The organism is Faecalicatena contorta, from assembly GCF_003149105.1.
Taxonomy (GTDB): Bacteria; Bacillota; Clostridia; order Lachnospirales; family Lachnospiraceae; genus Muricomes; species Muricomes contortus_C.
Genome location: NZ_QGDS01000019.1, coordinates 25,318 through 40,862, shown reverse-complemented (window position 1 = coordinate 40,862; position 15,545 = coordinate 25,318). Strand labels below are relative to the sequence as shown.

Below are 15,545 nucleotides of genomic sequence, written 5' to 3'. Positions count from 1 at the left end.
GGGGAATTGGGGATGAATATTCAGGGATTACAAAAACTGACACTTTTGGACTATCCGGAAAAGGTGGCATGTACAATTTTTACGGCAGGCTGTAATTTCCGGTGTCCTTTCTGTCATAATGCATCACTGGTGACACATGTAGACCCTCACAACGAAATGCAAAAGGAAGAGGTCCTGGGATTTTTGCGCAAGCGCCAGGGGATTTTGGACGGGGTGTGCATCAGTGGGGGAGAGCCTTTGCTGCAGCCTGACATTGAGGAGTTTCTCGTGGAAGTGAAAAATATCGGTTATGCTATAAAGCTGGATACGAATGGAAGTAATGCAGTGCTTCTGCGGCGGATGGTGGAGCAAGGTTTGGTTGATTATGTGGCAATGGATATTAAAAACGCACCTGAAAAATATGGGGAAACCATAGGGATTAAAGAATATCACCTGGAAAATATTCTGCAGAGTGCAGATTTTCTCTTGTCCGGTGCCGTGCCTTATGAATTTAGGACTACAGTAGTAAGGGAGCTGCATAAGCGGGAGGACTTTGCTGCTATCGGACGCTGGATCAGGGGAGCTGAAAAATATTATCTGCAAGGATTTGTAGATTCAGGTGATTTGATTCAGCCGGGACTTCGGGGATACACAAAAGATATCATGGAACAGGCCCTGGAAATTGTGAGGAGGAATGTTCCAAACGCAGAATTAAGGGGAGTGGAATGATGGAATTAACGGACAGAGAAGTTGTGCAGAAAGACGCAGAAGCTCTTTATATAGGAAATATAAATACAGTAGAAGCAGACCTGACACTCCCGGTGAGAGGAAAATATGGGGCGCATATTTGCTGGAAATCTGAGCAGGAGCATTACATAACACCTGAAGGAAGGGTAACAAGGCCATCATACGGAACCGGGAACCGGACTGTAAAGCTTACAGCTTTTCTTACTTATGGGAGTGCAGCAAAAGAACGGGAGTTTAAAGTAACCCTGTTGGAAAAGAAGAAAGAAATGCAGGTATTGGAAGTCTATCCAATTCAGTTGGAGGGGCAGATAAACAATGTATGTTATCTGCCTTTTTATGTACCTGTGCGCACTGAAGACGGATACCTTATGCATGAAGTCATTTGGGGGTGCGGGACGGGATTCCAAAGTGAAGAAATTGGCATACATGAAGTTACCGGATATCTCAAAGACAGAAAGTGGAAGAACCCAAAGGATGGAGAAACAGGAAAAATTCCGGCAGTGGCTTACGTCCATATACTAGAAAAGAAAAATGGGAAAGAATATATACCGGAAGGTGGAAACACAGAGGCAGCAGGCCGTACAAGCATGGAAAATGCAGTGAAGGTAACCAGCCTTGCCGACGGCAAAGACCGCAACATTACTTTGGCCGGTGAGAATGAGTTTTTCAAAGCGCAGGAGCGTATGCTGACATTCCTGCTTGGGGCAGACGATGACCAGATGCTTTATAATTTCCGTAAGGAGGCAGGGCTGGATACAAAAGAGGCATCCCCTATGATTGGCTGGGATTCTCCTGACTGTCTGGTGCGCGGACATACTACGGGGCATTATCTGTCTGCACTGGCATTGTGCTTTCGCGCTACAGGGGAGACTCGGATTCTCGAAAAGGCGGGATATATGGTAGAAAGTCTGGGACAGTGCCAGAAGGCGCTGTCGGAGCAAAAGGGATATCATCCGGGATTTTTAAGCGCTTATCCGGAGGAACAGTTTGATCTCCTGGAAGTATATACGCCATATCCGGAAATATGGGCACCCTATTATACACTGCATAAAATTCTTGCAGGCTTGCTGGACTGTGAAAAATGGGCAGGCATTGCAGAGGCGTTAGAGATTGCGGATAAGATAGGAGAATGGATATTCCGGCGCCTGACCAGGCTGAATGAGGGGCAGCGGATGAAGATGTGGAGCATCTACATTGCCGGAGAATTCGGGGGAATTAATGAAAGCCTGGCAGAACTATATTTAAGAACAGGAAAAGAAATCCATTTGCAGTCAGCGGAGATGTTCGATAATGACCGTTTGTTTTTGCCTATGGAGATGAAGCAGGATGCACTTGACGGAATGCATGCAAATCAGCATATTCCCCAGGTTATAGGGGCAATGAAAATTTATGAAGCATCAGGAGATAGAAAGTATTATGATATTGCAAAGTTTTTCTGGGAGTCGGTTACATCGGGGCATTGCTATGCAATCGGCGGGACCGGAGAGACAGAGATGTTTCATGGAAAAAATAGGATTGGAAGCTTTTTGACGGAGAATACCGCAGAAAGCTGTGCATCTTATAATATGCTGAAGCTGACGAAGCTTTTGTATCAATATGAGCCGCTGGCCTCCTATATGGACTACTACGAAAGGACAATGCAGAATCATATTCTGGCATCTTTGGACAAAGAACCAAGCGGAGAGACCGTTTACTTTCTGCCTCTTGGTCCCGGGTTCTCCAAAAAATTTGAAAGAGAAAATACATGCTGTCATGGTACCGGTATGGAGAATCATTTCAAGTACATTGAGTCTATCTACTTTCGGGACAGAGATACCTTGTACGTAAATCTTTTTCTTGAATCGAAGGCCTATTGGCGAGAGCATGGAATTTCTATCAGACAGGAAGTTCAGGAAGAGAGGCCGGGGGAAATTACATTATATTTACAGCGTGAAAACCAGGAATCTGAAAGAGAGGAATATAAAAGCCAGACACCTGAGGGCAGGAAATGTCACCTGAAAATCAGACGGCCATATTGGTGTGCAGGTGAGCATAGAGTGACGGTTAATGGAAAAACAAAAATATGTCCGGTCCAGGAGGATGGATATCTGAATCTTACCATTTGGGATGGTGAGTGGAAGGGGGCAGAAAGCGGCATTTCTATTCTGATTCATTTTCCATGCAGCCTTCGCCTGGAGCCTGCTCCTGACAATGCAGAACTTGCGGCATTGGCTTATGGTCCCTATATACTTGCGGCACTTTCTAGGAAAGATGATTACCTGAACTTACCTCTCAGAGAAGATACATTGGAAGAATTGTTTACAAGAGAAGAAAGACCTCTTACTTTCCAGTATGAGACACTGAAATTTATACCGTTATATCAGGTTTCAAGTGAGGCATATCATGTCTATTTCCGGTGGAAAAGTTGTTGAACAAATGTTAATTTTGCGCATAGGTTTTAAAAATAGGATTGATAAATATTAAACAAAGTGGTATTATAAAAGGGATTGTTTTAACAATTATGAAGCCGATAATTTTATAAGCGGGACAAAAAAGCTTATTAAATTATAAAGGGAGATTTTACCAAACAAACAAAAAAGGAGAAGATTTTATGAAAAAGAAAATTCTTGCAGTGCTAATGGCAGCAACGTTTGTTGTAGGCACACTGGCGGGCTGTTCAACTCCGACATCATCTGTAGATGATAAGGATAAGAACACTGACAGCGCCAGCACCAGCAGCAATGTCATCCGCTACTCGCTGACAGCAGAGCCTCCGACATTAGATCCACAGCTTGCCAACTCTATTCCGAGTGCTACGGTATGCTATCACCTTTTTGATGGTCTTATGAGAAATGAAGAAGGTGATGTTAAGCCTGCAGCGGCAGAGTCTTATGAAGTATCTGACGATGGACTCACTTACACCTTCAAATTGAGAGAAACATATTGGAGTGACGGTGAAAAGGTTACGGCACAGGATTTCGTGTACGGTATGCAGCGTCTGGAAGATCCTGCTACAGCAAGTGAATATGCATTTATCGGTATGATTATTAAGAATGCGGCTGCAGTTAACGCAGGGGAGATGGCAGTAGAGGAGCTTGGCGTTTCTGCACCAGATGAATCTACAGTTGAGATTACATTAGAGTATCCTGCACCTTATTTCCTTTCCATGCTTTCTAATGCACAATTCATGCCATCCCGTCAGGATCTGGTTGAGAAATACGGAAAAGATTTTGCAGCAGAGCCGGAAAACAACGTATACAATGGACCTTTTAAACTTACAAAATGGGCTCATGGGGATAGAATTACATTAGAGAAGAATGACAAATACTGGGATGCCGACAGTGTAAAACTGGATGGAGCAGAAATTCTCACGGTTCAGGAGCAGGCTACAGCAGTTGCCATGTTTGATGAAGGCGAGCTGGATTTTGCAGATGTACCTACAGCTCTGAGTGCAAATTACGAAGGAAAGACAACGCCTTACTATGATGGAGCCAATGACTATATCATGATGAATCAGTCAGAGGGCAGCCCTCTGGCAAGCAAGAATTTAAGACTTGCGATTAACTATGCACTGGACAGGGAAAACTATGCAAAGTTATCTCATGACGGTATCTATGCACCAAATACCCGCTATGTACTTCCACAGGTGAGTGGTTTAGAGGGCGAGTATGGTGACGAGTATCCATATGAAGCATTCCCGCTGAAGGGTGATCCAGATAAGGCGAAAGAGTATCTTGAGGCCGCCTTGACTGACCTTGGAGCAGCAGCTGCATCTGATATTGAACTTGAACTGCTCACAGGTGATACAGAGGATAACAAGAAAGAAGTAGAGGTTGTTCAGTCTCAGCTTCAGGAAACTCTGGGCATCAAAGTAAACATCAAGCAGGTTCCATATAAGCAAAGACTTCAGATGGAAGCAGACCTGGATTATCAGATGGTTGTAACAGGATGGGTTCCGGATTATCCAGATCCGATTTCTTACCTGGAACTGTGGACAACGGATTCTTCTTATAACCATGCAGCATATTCCAGCGAAACATATGACAACTATATCAAGGTGTCTAATACAACAACTGATTTAAAAGAAAGAATGGATGCTCTTTTTGCGGCAGAGAAAACATTCTGCGAAGATGGAGTTGTAGCACCTCTTCAGTTACGTCAGAAAGAAATGCTGACCAGTGAAAACCTGAAAGGTCTTAAAACTTACTTTGTAGGTATTAACTATGATTTTGTACATGCATATTTTGAATAAGACATCAGAGAGCTTATAATCAATTCAAGACGGCAGTTTGTCTGCCGTCTTGATATGTTGAGGGGAAGTATATACTTATTGGGGTTCACCGAATATAATTATATTCATTTTGAAAGAAGTGAACCTACTTATATTCAGTGAAGAAGAAAGAGAAAGAAAGGAAATACGGCTATGACAAAATATATTTTGAAAAGAGTCGGGATGTCTGTTGTTACTATTCTCCTGTTGATTACGGTTGTATTTTTCCTGGTCAGATTAATGCCCGGGGACCCGTTCAACAATGGTAAGATGACGCCTGCAATACAGGCCAATATGGAGGCATACTATGGATTTGACAAGCCTCTTCCTGTACAATATGTGAAATATTTGAATAATCTGGCTCATGGGGACCTGGGGTACTCCATGAAATACACAAACCGTACGGTGGTAGATACTATTAAAGGGTCTTTCCCATATTCTTTTGATTTGGGGATAAGGGCGCTGGTATTTGCAATTTCTTTTGGCTTGGTGCTGGGAATTATTGCAGCATTGAACCGGGGAAAAAAGCTGGACTTTATTTGCATTCTTATTGCAATTATCGGTACTTCTGTACCTGATTTTATTATGGGTTCTATCCTGCAGTTTTTCTTTGGAATTAAGTGGGGACTATTCCCCGTGGCTCAATATCTGGGCTTTCAATATACCATTCTTCCGTCAGTGGCAATCGGATTCTATACACTGGCCAGCGTATCCAGGCTTATGAGAGCAGGTATGCTGGAGGTTGTAGAGCAGGATTATATTAAGACGGCCAAGGCAAAGGGATTGTCAAAAGCGAGGATTACGCTGAAACATCAGATGAGAAATGCAATTATGCCGGTCATTACCATATTAGGTCCTATTGTGGCTGCAGTGCTTACAGGTACTTTTGTAATTGAGTCCTTGTTTGCCATTCCAGGTATGGGTAAATATTATGTGGAGAGCGTACAAATGCAGGATTATACAATGATACTGGGGATGACGATTTTCTACGGTACATTTCTTGTTGTTGCCAACATGGTGGTAGACATTGTGTATGGTTTTATTGATCCGAGAGTACGTCTGGCAGGAAAGTAGGTGGAGATAAAATGGAGACAATTTCAAAAGACAAGTTTAAAATAATCGGAAAAAATAGTGAACATATGGAATCCATATCCAGGCCGAATCTGTCATACTGGCAGGACGCATGGAGAAGAATCCGTCAGAACAGGGTAGCATTTTTCTCCCTTATGGCGATTAGTTTATATATACTGCTGGCAATTTTTGCTCCTATTCTGAGCAGTCATGATATGGCGAAACAAAATGCCGATGCCATGAATCAGTTTATCTCAAAAGAAAACTGGTTTGGAACAGACGCGCTTGGGAGAGACTTGTGGGTACGTGTCTGGATGGGGGCGAGAGTTTCCCTGGCAATCGGTTTCGTTGCAACACTGATTAACACAGTTGTCGGCTCCATGATTGGCGGTGTTGCGGGATATTATGGCGGTAAGGCTGATATGCTTATTATGAGAATCGTAGATGTCATTTATGGTATTCCAAGTCTTATTGTGACAATCCTTGTTATGGTAGTTTTGGGGGCAGGTATACAGAGCCTGATTATAGCCATGATTATTGTGGGCTGGATTGGAACCTGCCGTGTTGTCCGGGGAGAAGTACTAAAGCAGAAGGAGCAGGACTTTGTAGCTGCTGCCAAAGTTTTGGGAGTATCCAATCTCACAATTATTGTCAAACATATTCTTCCTAACGTTATGGGAATTCTGATTACGAACCTGACGCTTGCAATTCCAAATGCAATTTTTCAGGAAGCCTTTTTAAGTTATATCGGGCTGGGTATTGCTCCTCCGGACAGCAGCTGGGGGATTCTGGCAAAAGAAGGAACAAAGATGCTCAGGGTGGCACCTCATGAGCTGTTTATTCCGGCATTTTTTATCTGTACTACAATGCTGGCATTGAACCTTTTGGGTGATGGACTTCGAGATGCATTTGACCCGAAACTCAGAGGAACGGAATAGGAGGAACCAATAGATGAGTAAATTATTAGAGCTGAATCATGTGACGTTCTCCTTTAAGACATATGGCGGCGTTGTACAGTCAGTGAGAGATGTAAGTTTTGATATAGAACAGGGAGAGATTGTGGGTGTTGTAGGTGAATCCGGCTGCGGAAAAAGTGTTACCTGCCAATGCATCATGCGTCTGAACCCGGAACCGCCGGGGTTTTTCGGCGGAGACTCTTCTATCAAATATAACGGCGAAGAGCTGCTCCAAAAGAATGAAAAGGAAATGAGAGCAATCAGGGGGAAGGAAATTGGTTTTATTTTCCAGGACCCAATGACATCTCTCAACCCTACTATGAAAATTGGAAAGCAGATAGAGGAAGTTTTTGCTTACGATAAAAGCATGAGTAAAGAGGAAAAGAAACAGAAAGCACTGGACATTCTGTCTACTGTTGGAATCTCTGATGCAGCCCGCAGATACGGACAGTATCCCCATGAGCTGAGCGGGGGAATGAAACAGCGTGTCATGATTGCTATAGCATTGGTTGGAAACCCAAGCGTTGTAATAGCAGATGAGCCTACTACTTCTCTGGATGTAACGATTGAAGCTCAGATTTTGGAACTTTTAAAAGAAATGAAAGAGAAGTTTAACGTATCTATTATCCTCATCACACATGATCTGGGTGTTATCGCAAAGCTATGTGACCGGGTTATGGTTATGTACGGCGGTAAAATTGTGGAAAGAGGTACGGTTGAGAATATTTTTTATCACACAAAACATCCATATACAGCAGGACTTTTGAAGTCTATTGCAAAGCTGGATATGGAAAAGGGAGAAAAACTGACTCCTATAGAAGGAACTCCTCCGGATTTGTTCAACCCTCCTGCCGGATGTCCTTTTGCTGCCAGATGTGAGTATTGTATGGAAATCTGTAATGAGGTATTCCCAGAGGAATATTACATTGCAGAAGGCCACCGCTCCTGCTGCTGGCTTCAGCATGAAGATGCACCGGAAGTAGACTTGACAAACGGTGAGATAAAGGAGGAAGGCAATGGAAAATAGCAGAGAACCGCTGGTGCGCGTAGACCAGTTGAGCAAACATTTTAAAATAACAAAGAATGACATTCTGAAAGCTGTGGACAGTGTTTCCTTTGATATCTATAAAGGCGAGACTGTGGGGCTTGTAGGAGAATCCGGCTGTGGAAAGTCAACCGCAGGCAGATGTCTGGTTAAACTATATGAACCTACAGCAGGGCACATTTATTATAATGGCAAGGATATTACGAAGTATACAAAGGCAGAGAACAAGGAGTTTTGTAAAAACGTGCAAATGATTTTTCAGAATCCCTATTCTTCCCTGAATCCCAGAATGACGGTAAAAGATATTGTGGGAGAAGGGGTGCGTCTTCATACGAACTTAAGTAATGCAGAGGTGGAGGAAAAAGTACAGGCACTGTTAGAAAAGGTTGGACTGGGCAGAGACCATATGTCAAGGTTCTCTCATGAGTTCAGCGGCGGGCAGAGGCAGCGTATAGGAATAGCAAGAGCTTTGGCAGTAGACCCGCAGTTCATTGTCTGTGACGAGCCCATTTCTGCCTTGGATGTGTCTATTCAGGCACAGGTTATCAATATGCTGAAAAACCTCCAGGAAGAGATGGGGCTGACCTATTTATTTATTGCCCATGATTTAAGTGTGGTGAAATATATTTCAGATAAAGTAGTTGTAATGTATTTGGGTACAATTGTGGAATCCGCAGATTCAGATACTTTGTATAAAAACCCGCTGCATCCATATACCCAGGCGCTGCTGTCCTCTATACCAATAGCAGATCCGGTGAAGGCCAGGGAGAGTCAGAGGATTGCCATATCCGGAGAGATACCAAGTCCGATTAATCCAAAAGACTGCTGCAGATTTGTAGAGCGGTGTCCCTATGCAATGGCAGAGTGCAGGGAGCATATGCCGGAGCTGACAGAGGTAGAACCAGGACATAAAGTGGCATGTTATTTATGTAAAAAAGCGTAACTGTTCATGGTTCTGAACAGATACAAAAAGCTTAGGGAATAAACGGCAGGATGCCTGCCGGAGAATAAAGAAGTCACAGTGTGGAGCATTGAATAATCATATGACCCCGCTGTGATTTTTTTTATTTTGGATATCTCAGATATAGATTTGATATTGTCTTATTTTTCTAACTAATAGGCAGGATGTTAAGGTAATTTGTGGAAATTGAATGTAAGAGTGCGAAAATATAATGTTTTAGAATAACAATATATAGATTTTTATTGAAAAGTTAAATACTATATATTGTTGTTGTCTGTTGACAATGCAGATTTGGGATGATAAAATACTTTTAAGTGCCCAACTGAGGAAGGTTGGGCAAAATTATCGGACTTTTATATAGAGAAAGGGGCTGGTATACAGTATGTATCAGGTGACAAAAAGAGATGGGAAAATAGCAGATTTTAATCTGACTAAAATTTGTGAAGCTATAAGGAAAGCCTTTGAAGCTCAGGAGAAGCAGTATAATCAGGATATTATTGATTTACTTGCGTTAAAGGTTACGGCGGATTTTGAGCCTAAGATAAAAGACAATCTTGTTTCCGTGGAGGATGTCCAGGACAGCGTGGAAGCCGTATTGATTAAGGCGGGATATGCAGATATTGCAAAAGGATACATTTTATACAGGAAACAGAGAGAGAAGATTCGTAATCTGAATTCTACTCTGCTGGATTATAAAGAGATTGTAGATAGTTATGTGAAGATTACAGACTGGAGAGTAAAAGAGAACTCTACAGTTACATATTCTGTGGGCGGGCTGATTTTGAGTAATTCAGGCGCTATCACAGCGAATTACTGGCTTTCAGAGATTTATGATGAAGAGATTGGAAAAGCTCATAAGAATGCGGATATCCATGTTCATGACTTGTCTATGCTTACAGGATATTGTGCAGGCTGGTCCCTGAAGCAGCTTATTCAGGAGGGGCTGGGCGGAATTCCAGGAAGAATCACCTCTGCTCCTGCAAAACACCTGAGTGTACTTTGCAATCAGATGGTAAACTTTTTGGGAATTATGCAGAACGAGTGGGCAGGTGCACAGGCTTTTTCTTCTTTTGATACGTACCTGGCTCCATTTGCCAAAGCAGATAATCTGACCTATCCGGAAGTAAAGAAATGCATTGAATCCTTCATATATGGAGTAAATATACCTTCACGCTGGGGAACACAGGCACCATTTTCCAATATTACATTGGACTGGACTGTACCAGGTGATTTGGCGCATCTTCCTGCTATCGTGGGCGGGGAAGAGCAGGACTTTACATATGGAGACTGTAAGGCTGAGATGGATATGATTAATAAGGCATTCATCGAGACAATGATAGAGGGGGATTCCCAGGGTCGGGGATTCCAGTATCCAATACCTACCTACTCTATTACCCGGGATTTTGACTGGAGTGATACGGAGAATAACCGTTTGTTATTTGAAATGACCGCCAAGTATGGAACTCCATACTTTTCAAACTATATTAACAGCGAGATGGAGCCAAGTGATGTCAGAAGTATGTGCTGCCGTCTGCGTCTGGACCTCCGTGAGCTGCGTAAAAAATCAGGAGGCTTTTTCGGCAGTGGTGAGAGTACCGGTTCTATCGGTGTTGTTACCATCAATATGCCGAGAATTGCTTATATGGCTACTAACGAGGCAAACTTCTACAAGCGCCTTGATAAAATGATGGATATTGCAGCTGAATCTCTTCATACAAAGAGAGTTGTCATCTCAAAACTGATGGAGGAAGGACTGTATCCCTATACAAAGAGATATCTTGGTTCCTTTGAAAACCATTTTTCTACCATCGGCTTGATTGGTATGAATGAAGCAGGACTAAATGCGAAGTGGCTTGGAAAAGATATGACAGATGAGGCTACACAGCAGTTTACCAAGGAGGTGCTGAACCACATGCGGGAACGCCTGTCTGATTACCAGGAAAAGTATGGCGATTTATATAACCTGGAGGCGACACCTGCCGAGTCTACCACCTACCGTCTTGCCAAACATGATGTTGCACAGTTCCCGGATATCATCACTGCAGCGGACGGCGACGGAACTCCTTACTATACAAACAGCTCTCATTTGCCGGTGGGCTATACGGAAGACGTATTTGAAGCATTGGAAATTCAGGATGAACTGCAGACCTTGTATACATCGGGTACTGTATTCCATACCTTCCTGGGCGAAAAGCTTCCGGATTGGAAGGCAGCAGCGGTGCTGGTGAAAAAGATTGCAGAAAATTACAAGCTGCCATATTATACAATGTCACCGACCTATTCCATCTGCAAAAACCACGGGTATATTTCCGGCGAACATTACAAGTGCCCTCACTGTGGGGAAGAGACCGAGGTTTACAGCCGTATTACAGGCTATTACCGTCCGGTGAAAAATTGGAATGACGGGAAAACCCAGGAATTTAAGGACCGCAGAGTTTATGATATTTCCCACTCTCATCTCCGTGCGGGACACCAGGAGACAGTCAGGCCGCAGATAGAAGCGGAAACAGCGGAAGATGGGGCAAAATTTCTTCTGTTTACGACGAAGACCTGTCCCAATTGTAAGGTTGCAACAACTTCGTTGGAAAAAGCTCATATAACTTATGAGGTGATAGACGCAGAGAAGAATGAAGAGCTTGTGAAACAATATGGTGTGATGCAGGCTCCCACTCTGGTAGTAGTTGAAGAGGATGGCGTACAGAAGTTGGTAAATGCTTCGAATATTAAAGCATATGCCGAGAAACAATAGGATTGGGGTATCTGTTCAGAACCCATGAACAGTTACGAATTGGGCGCTTTTGAAACTGCGTTTGAACAAGGAGGAATGACTATATGTATGATATTGGAATTATAGGAGGTGGTACGGCCGGTATGACGGCTGCCATCTATGGACAGAGGGCAGGAAAGCGTACGATTATCCTGGAAAATATGAGCTTTGGGGGACAGATTGTTTCCACACATAATGTGGAAAATTACCCTGGGATTGCAAGTGTAAGCGGAAGTGAGTTTTCCACGAACCTATTAGATCAGGCTGTGAATCTCGGAGCGGAAACTGCCGTGGAGCAAGTCACAGGAATCCGTGATGATGGTGAGATGAAAATTATTGAGACATCAGGAAAAGAATATCCATGTAAAACGGTCATTATTGCGTCAGGAGTGACACACCGGCATCTTGGAGTGGAAAAAGAAATTAAGCTCACTGGTTCAGGGATATCCTACTGTGCAACCTGTGATGGTGCTTTTTTTCGCGGACGGGATGTAGCAGTGATCGGAGGCGGAAATACTGCATTGGAAGATGCAGAATTCCTTTCCAACTATTGTAATAAGGTTTATCTGGTTCACAGAAGAGATGAATTCCGGGGCGACGCCAGCATGGTTGAAGTGCTGAAGAAGAGAGACAATGTAGAGTTTGTGCTCAGTGCTACAGTAAAGGATATTATCGGAGAGACGATGGTTGAAGGTGTCCTGCTGAATAATAAGAAAACCGGGGAAGATTTTCAGATAAATGTGGCGGGGGTTTTTGTTGCAATCGGACAGATTCCGCAGAATCAGGTATTTAGTGATTATGTAAAGCTGGATAGTGCTGGATTTATTTTAGCATCAGAAGATTGTATGACTTCACGTCCGGGAGTATTTGCAGCAGGAGACTGCCGTACCAAAGAAGTACGCCAGCTCACAACTGCAGCAGCCGATGGAGCAGTAGCAGCATTGGCTGCCTGCAAATATATTGCAGGAATGTAGTAGTCTGCATATGTTGGAAACAACTTAGAGGGAGCGTGCTCTCTCAGATGTCAGCAAACAAATAGGCCGATTGCCCGTAAGGGCAGACGGCCTGTGTGCTTTCCGTGAGAGATTTCACGTCATGGATTCAATCTATACAAAATCTCGTTCCCATCCAGGATTTCATTTGTTCCAGCATTTTTTTATCTGGCTCTAAAAGAATGCGGGTATTTTTCTGATTTACAGGAGTCATGACGGCAAATATTTTAGCTGTGCTGTCTCCCGAGGAGAAATCCAAAGTCTTTTCAGGATGATAGGAGTTCAGCCGCGGAGAGTCTTTGGGGGCCATGATTTCAGCCTGCCGGATATCAAAGGACAGCAGCTTCTTTCTTTTAGAACGGCTGTAAATGACATCGATCTCCATATCGTAATTCAACAGTGTATATTCGTATTCTACATTGAGCTTTAGAAAAACAAAATAGTATGCCCCGAAAGCCAGCAGTATTGTTATAATCACACTAAAAAAGCCCAACAGAGGTGTTGTCAAAATCAAAAACAAAGCGATGGCTGCAATAATCGCGATGTGGATGACGATATTTTTAGTGCAGGACCGTCGTGCTACAAGTTGTTCGTAAAAACTATCATTCATATCAGGAGTCCCTTTCTGTCTGTAAATAATTGATAACCATAGTGGCAATTTTGAAAGTCATGGCATCCTCGAATTTGCGGATGTCCAAACCGGTTCTTTTCTCTATCTGTTCCAGGCGGTAAATAAGTGTATTTCTGTGCATGTGTAATTGCCGGGATGTCTCGGCGATGTTCAGGTTATTCTGGAAAAACTTGTTGATGGCGGCAGTTGTTTCGTCATCAAAGGACTTTGGGATATCACTGCCGAAAATTTCTTTTAGGAAGTTCTCACAGATACTGACGGGAAGCTCATAAATCAGCCGTCCGATACCGAGCCGGCTGCAGGGGAATACGGTTTGTCCCGAGTAAAAAAGCTTTCCCACACGAAGAGCCAGGCTGGTTTCTTTGAATGCAGCCGGAAGTTCCGAAAGGGTATTCATAATTCCGCTGTATGCTGCCTGAACAGGGGTGAGAGCTTCCATATTCAGTGTATCCACAATCGTATGGGCAAGCTGGTCCATGTCTTTGGTCTCTTCGGATGATTTCAGAGGATGGAGTATAACGATACTTCTTTCACTCATAGATACGAGATATGTTTTTGACTGGGAGGGAAAGAGGCTCTTTAGAACCTGTATTACCGTATCATCCAGTATAGTCTTTGTCTCTACCAGAAATAAAACCCGGAGAGCTTCAGGATCAATATGAAGACGGGATGCGCGGCTTAAAATATCATAGGAGGAGATGCCTTCAGTCATCAGGCTCTGCAGAAAAAAACTTTTATTATACTTTTCCTTGTAGGCAAGAGAAAGACTGCGGATCTGTGCAAGTGCAAGCTCCTGTTCCTCAGCGGTTCCTGCATGGACCTCCAGGCTGATTCCCGTAATTTTTTTCAGTTCAGATAACGCTTTATCCAACTCCGGCGTGTGTTTCATCACAATCCTCCATACATATTGATAGAAGCTCCATAGAATCAAAGAGGCTGCACTTTTTTAGCACAGCCCCTTTTAGTTATTCTAATATTTTAAAACATTAATTTACAATCGTCAACTCAGTTTCTTTGTCAAATACATGGATTTTTTCCATATCCAGAGCAAAAACTGCATCATCGCCTGTTCTCAGTGTAGTGCGTGGGTTGACGCGGGCTGTCATCTGAGTGCCTTCTACATCAAAGTACAGGAATACTTCTGCACCAAGAAGCTCGTAAACCTTAATCTTGGATTTGATAACACTATCAGGTGAGTTGGTAATAAATGCTTCTGAATCATGTACATCTTCCGGGCGGATACCAAGAACAACTGTTTTACCGTTATAGTTGCCTTCGATTAAAGCTTTTTTCTTGGAAGCCGGTACTTTCAGAACATGCTCGCCAACTGTAAGAGTTACATCCTCACCGGATACTGTTACTGCCGCATCCATGAAATTCATTTGAGGAGAGCCGATAAATCCTGCAACGAACAAGTTACAAGGCGTATTATATAAATTCTGAGGAGTATCTACCTGCTGAACAATTCCGTCTTTCATAACAACGATTCTGGTTCCCAGTGTCATAGCCTCTGTCTGGTCATGAGTTACGTAGATGATCGTTGCGCCCAGGTTTTCGTGAAGCTTGGAAATCTCAATACGCATCTGTACTCTCAATTTTGCATCCAGGTTGGAAAGCGGCTCATCCATAAGGAAAACTTTAGGATGACGTACAATTGCGCGGCCCATGGCAACACGCTGTCTTTGTCCACCGGATAAAGCCTTTGGCTTACGGTCTAAAAGTTTTTCCAGGTCAAGAATTCTTGCTGCTTCCCGAACCTTCTTGTCAATCTCGTCTTTTGGCATTTTACGCAGTTTCAGACCAAATGCCATGTTGTCATATACAGTCATATGAGGATAGAGGGCATAGTTCTGGAAAACCATTGCAATATCACGGTCTTTCGGTTCTACGTCATTCATAACCTTACCGTCAATTTCCAGTGTACCGCCTGAAATATCCTCCAGACCTGCAACCATACGAAGTGTTGTGGATTTTCCGCAGCCGGATGGTCCTACAAAGATAATAAACTCTTTATCGGCAATATCCAGATTAAAGTCTTTTACTGCCTGAAACCCGTTAGGATATACTTTCTGAATTCCTTTTAATGATAAACTTGCCATTTAAACAGCCTCCTTAAAAATATTTTTTTATTCTTCTCTGTGCTTATG

The 15,545-nt window shown here is 43.1% G+C and carries 12 protein-coding genes; 9 read left to right on the top strand and 3 right to left on the bottom strand.

Annotation, left to right across the window (positions count from 1 at the left end):
- The first annotated feature begins 12 nt into the window (after positions 1-12).
- The 9 genes from A8805_RS19575 to trxB all read left to right on the top strand — a co-directional run bounded on the left by A8805_RS19575 (position 13) and on the right by trxB (position 12,749).
- Positions 13-708 (top strand): anaerobic ribonucleoside-triphosphate reductase activating protein, encoded by a 696-nt coding sequence (locus A8805_RS19575; protein ID WP_109714321.1) that lies wholly within the window; start codon positions 13-15, stop codon positions 706-708.
- Positions 705-3,137 (top strand): beta-L-arabinofuranosidase domain-containing protein, encoded by a 2,433-nt coding sequence (locus tag A8805_RS19570; RefSeq protein ID WP_109714319.1) that lies wholly within the window; start codon positions 705-707, stop codon positions 3,135-3,137. The genes A8805_RS19575 and A8805_RS19570 overlap by 4 nt, the downstream gene beginning before the upstream one ends.
- 179 nt (positions 3,138-3,316) lie before the next feature.
- Positions 3,317-4,957: a peptide ABC transporter substrate-binding protein gene (locus A8805_RS19565; RefSeq protein ID WP_109714317.1), complete on the top strand. Its 1,641-nt coding sequence runs from the start codon at positions 3,317-3,319 to the stop codon at positions 4,955-4,957.
- Positions 4,958-5,128: 171 nt separating this feature from the next.
- Positions 5,129-6,049 carry an ABC transporter permease gene (locus A8805_RS19560; protein ID WP_109714315.1) on the top strand — a complete coding sequence of 307 codons (921 nt, stop codon included), beginning with the start codon at positions 5,129-5,131 and terminating at the stop codon, positions 6,047-6,049.
- 11 nt (positions 6,050-6,060) lie between these two features.
- Positions 6,061-6,984, top strand: coding sequence for an ABC transporter permease (locus A8805_RS19555; protein WP_109714313.1), 924 nt, complete (start codon positions 6,061-6,063; stop codon positions 6,982-6,984).
- Positions 6,985-6,997: 13 nt separating this feature from the next.
- Entirely contained in the window at positions 6,998-8,029 is a 1,032-nt protein-coding gene (locus tag A8805_RS19550; protein WP_109714311.1) for an ABC transporter ATP-binding protein, read from the top strand.
- A complete protein-coding gene (locus tag A8805_RS19545; RefSeq protein ID WP_109714309.1) occupies positions 8,019-8,990 on the top strand; it encodes an ABC transporter ATP-binding protein in 972 nt (323 codons plus the stop codon). The genes A8805_RS19550 and A8805_RS19545 overlap by 11 nt, the downstream gene beginning before the upstream one ends.
- A gap of 400 nt (positions 8,991-9,390) precedes the next feature.
- On the top strand, positions 9,391-11,757 hold the full coding sequence (locus tag A8805_RS19540; protein ID WP_109714307.1) for a ribonucleoside triphosphate reductase: 2,367 nt from the start codon (positions 9,391-9,393) through the stop codon (positions 11,755-11,757).
- Positions 11,758-11,840: 83 nt separating this feature from the next.
- Positions 11,841-12,749, top strand: coding sequence for a thioredoxin-disulfide reductase (gene trxB, locus A8805_RS19535; RefSeq protein WP_109714305.1), 909 nt, complete (start codon positions 11,841-11,843; stop codon positions 12,747-12,749).
- 127 nt (positions 12,750-12,876) lie between these two features.
- Here trxB and A8805_RS19530 read toward each other — a convergent pair whose 3' ends face one another.
- The 3 genes from A8805_RS19530 to A8805_RS19520 all read right to left on the bottom strand — a co-directional run bounded on the left by A8805_RS19530 (position 12,877) and on the right by A8805_RS19520 (position 15,497).
- Positions 12,877-13,377: a DUF6106 family protein gene (locus tag A8805_RS19530; RefSeq protein WP_109714303.1), complete on the bottom strand. Its 501-nt coding sequence runs from the start codon at positions 13,375-13,377 to the stop codon at positions 12,877-12,879.
- 1 nt (position 13,378) lies between these two features.
- Complete coding sequence (locus A8805_RS19525; RefSeq protein WP_109714301.1) at positions 13,379-14,287, bottom strand: PucR family transcriptional regulator; 909 nt, start codon at positions 14,285-14,287, stop codon at positions 13,379-13,381.
- 97 nt (positions 14,288-14,384) lie between these two features.
- Complete coding sequence (locus A8805_RS19520) at positions 14,385-15,497, bottom strand: ABC transporter ATP-binding protein (RefSeq protein ID WP_109714300.1); 1,113 nt, start codon at positions 15,495-15,497, stop codon at positions 14,385-14,387.
- Positions 15,498-15,545: the final 48 nt, after the last annotated feature.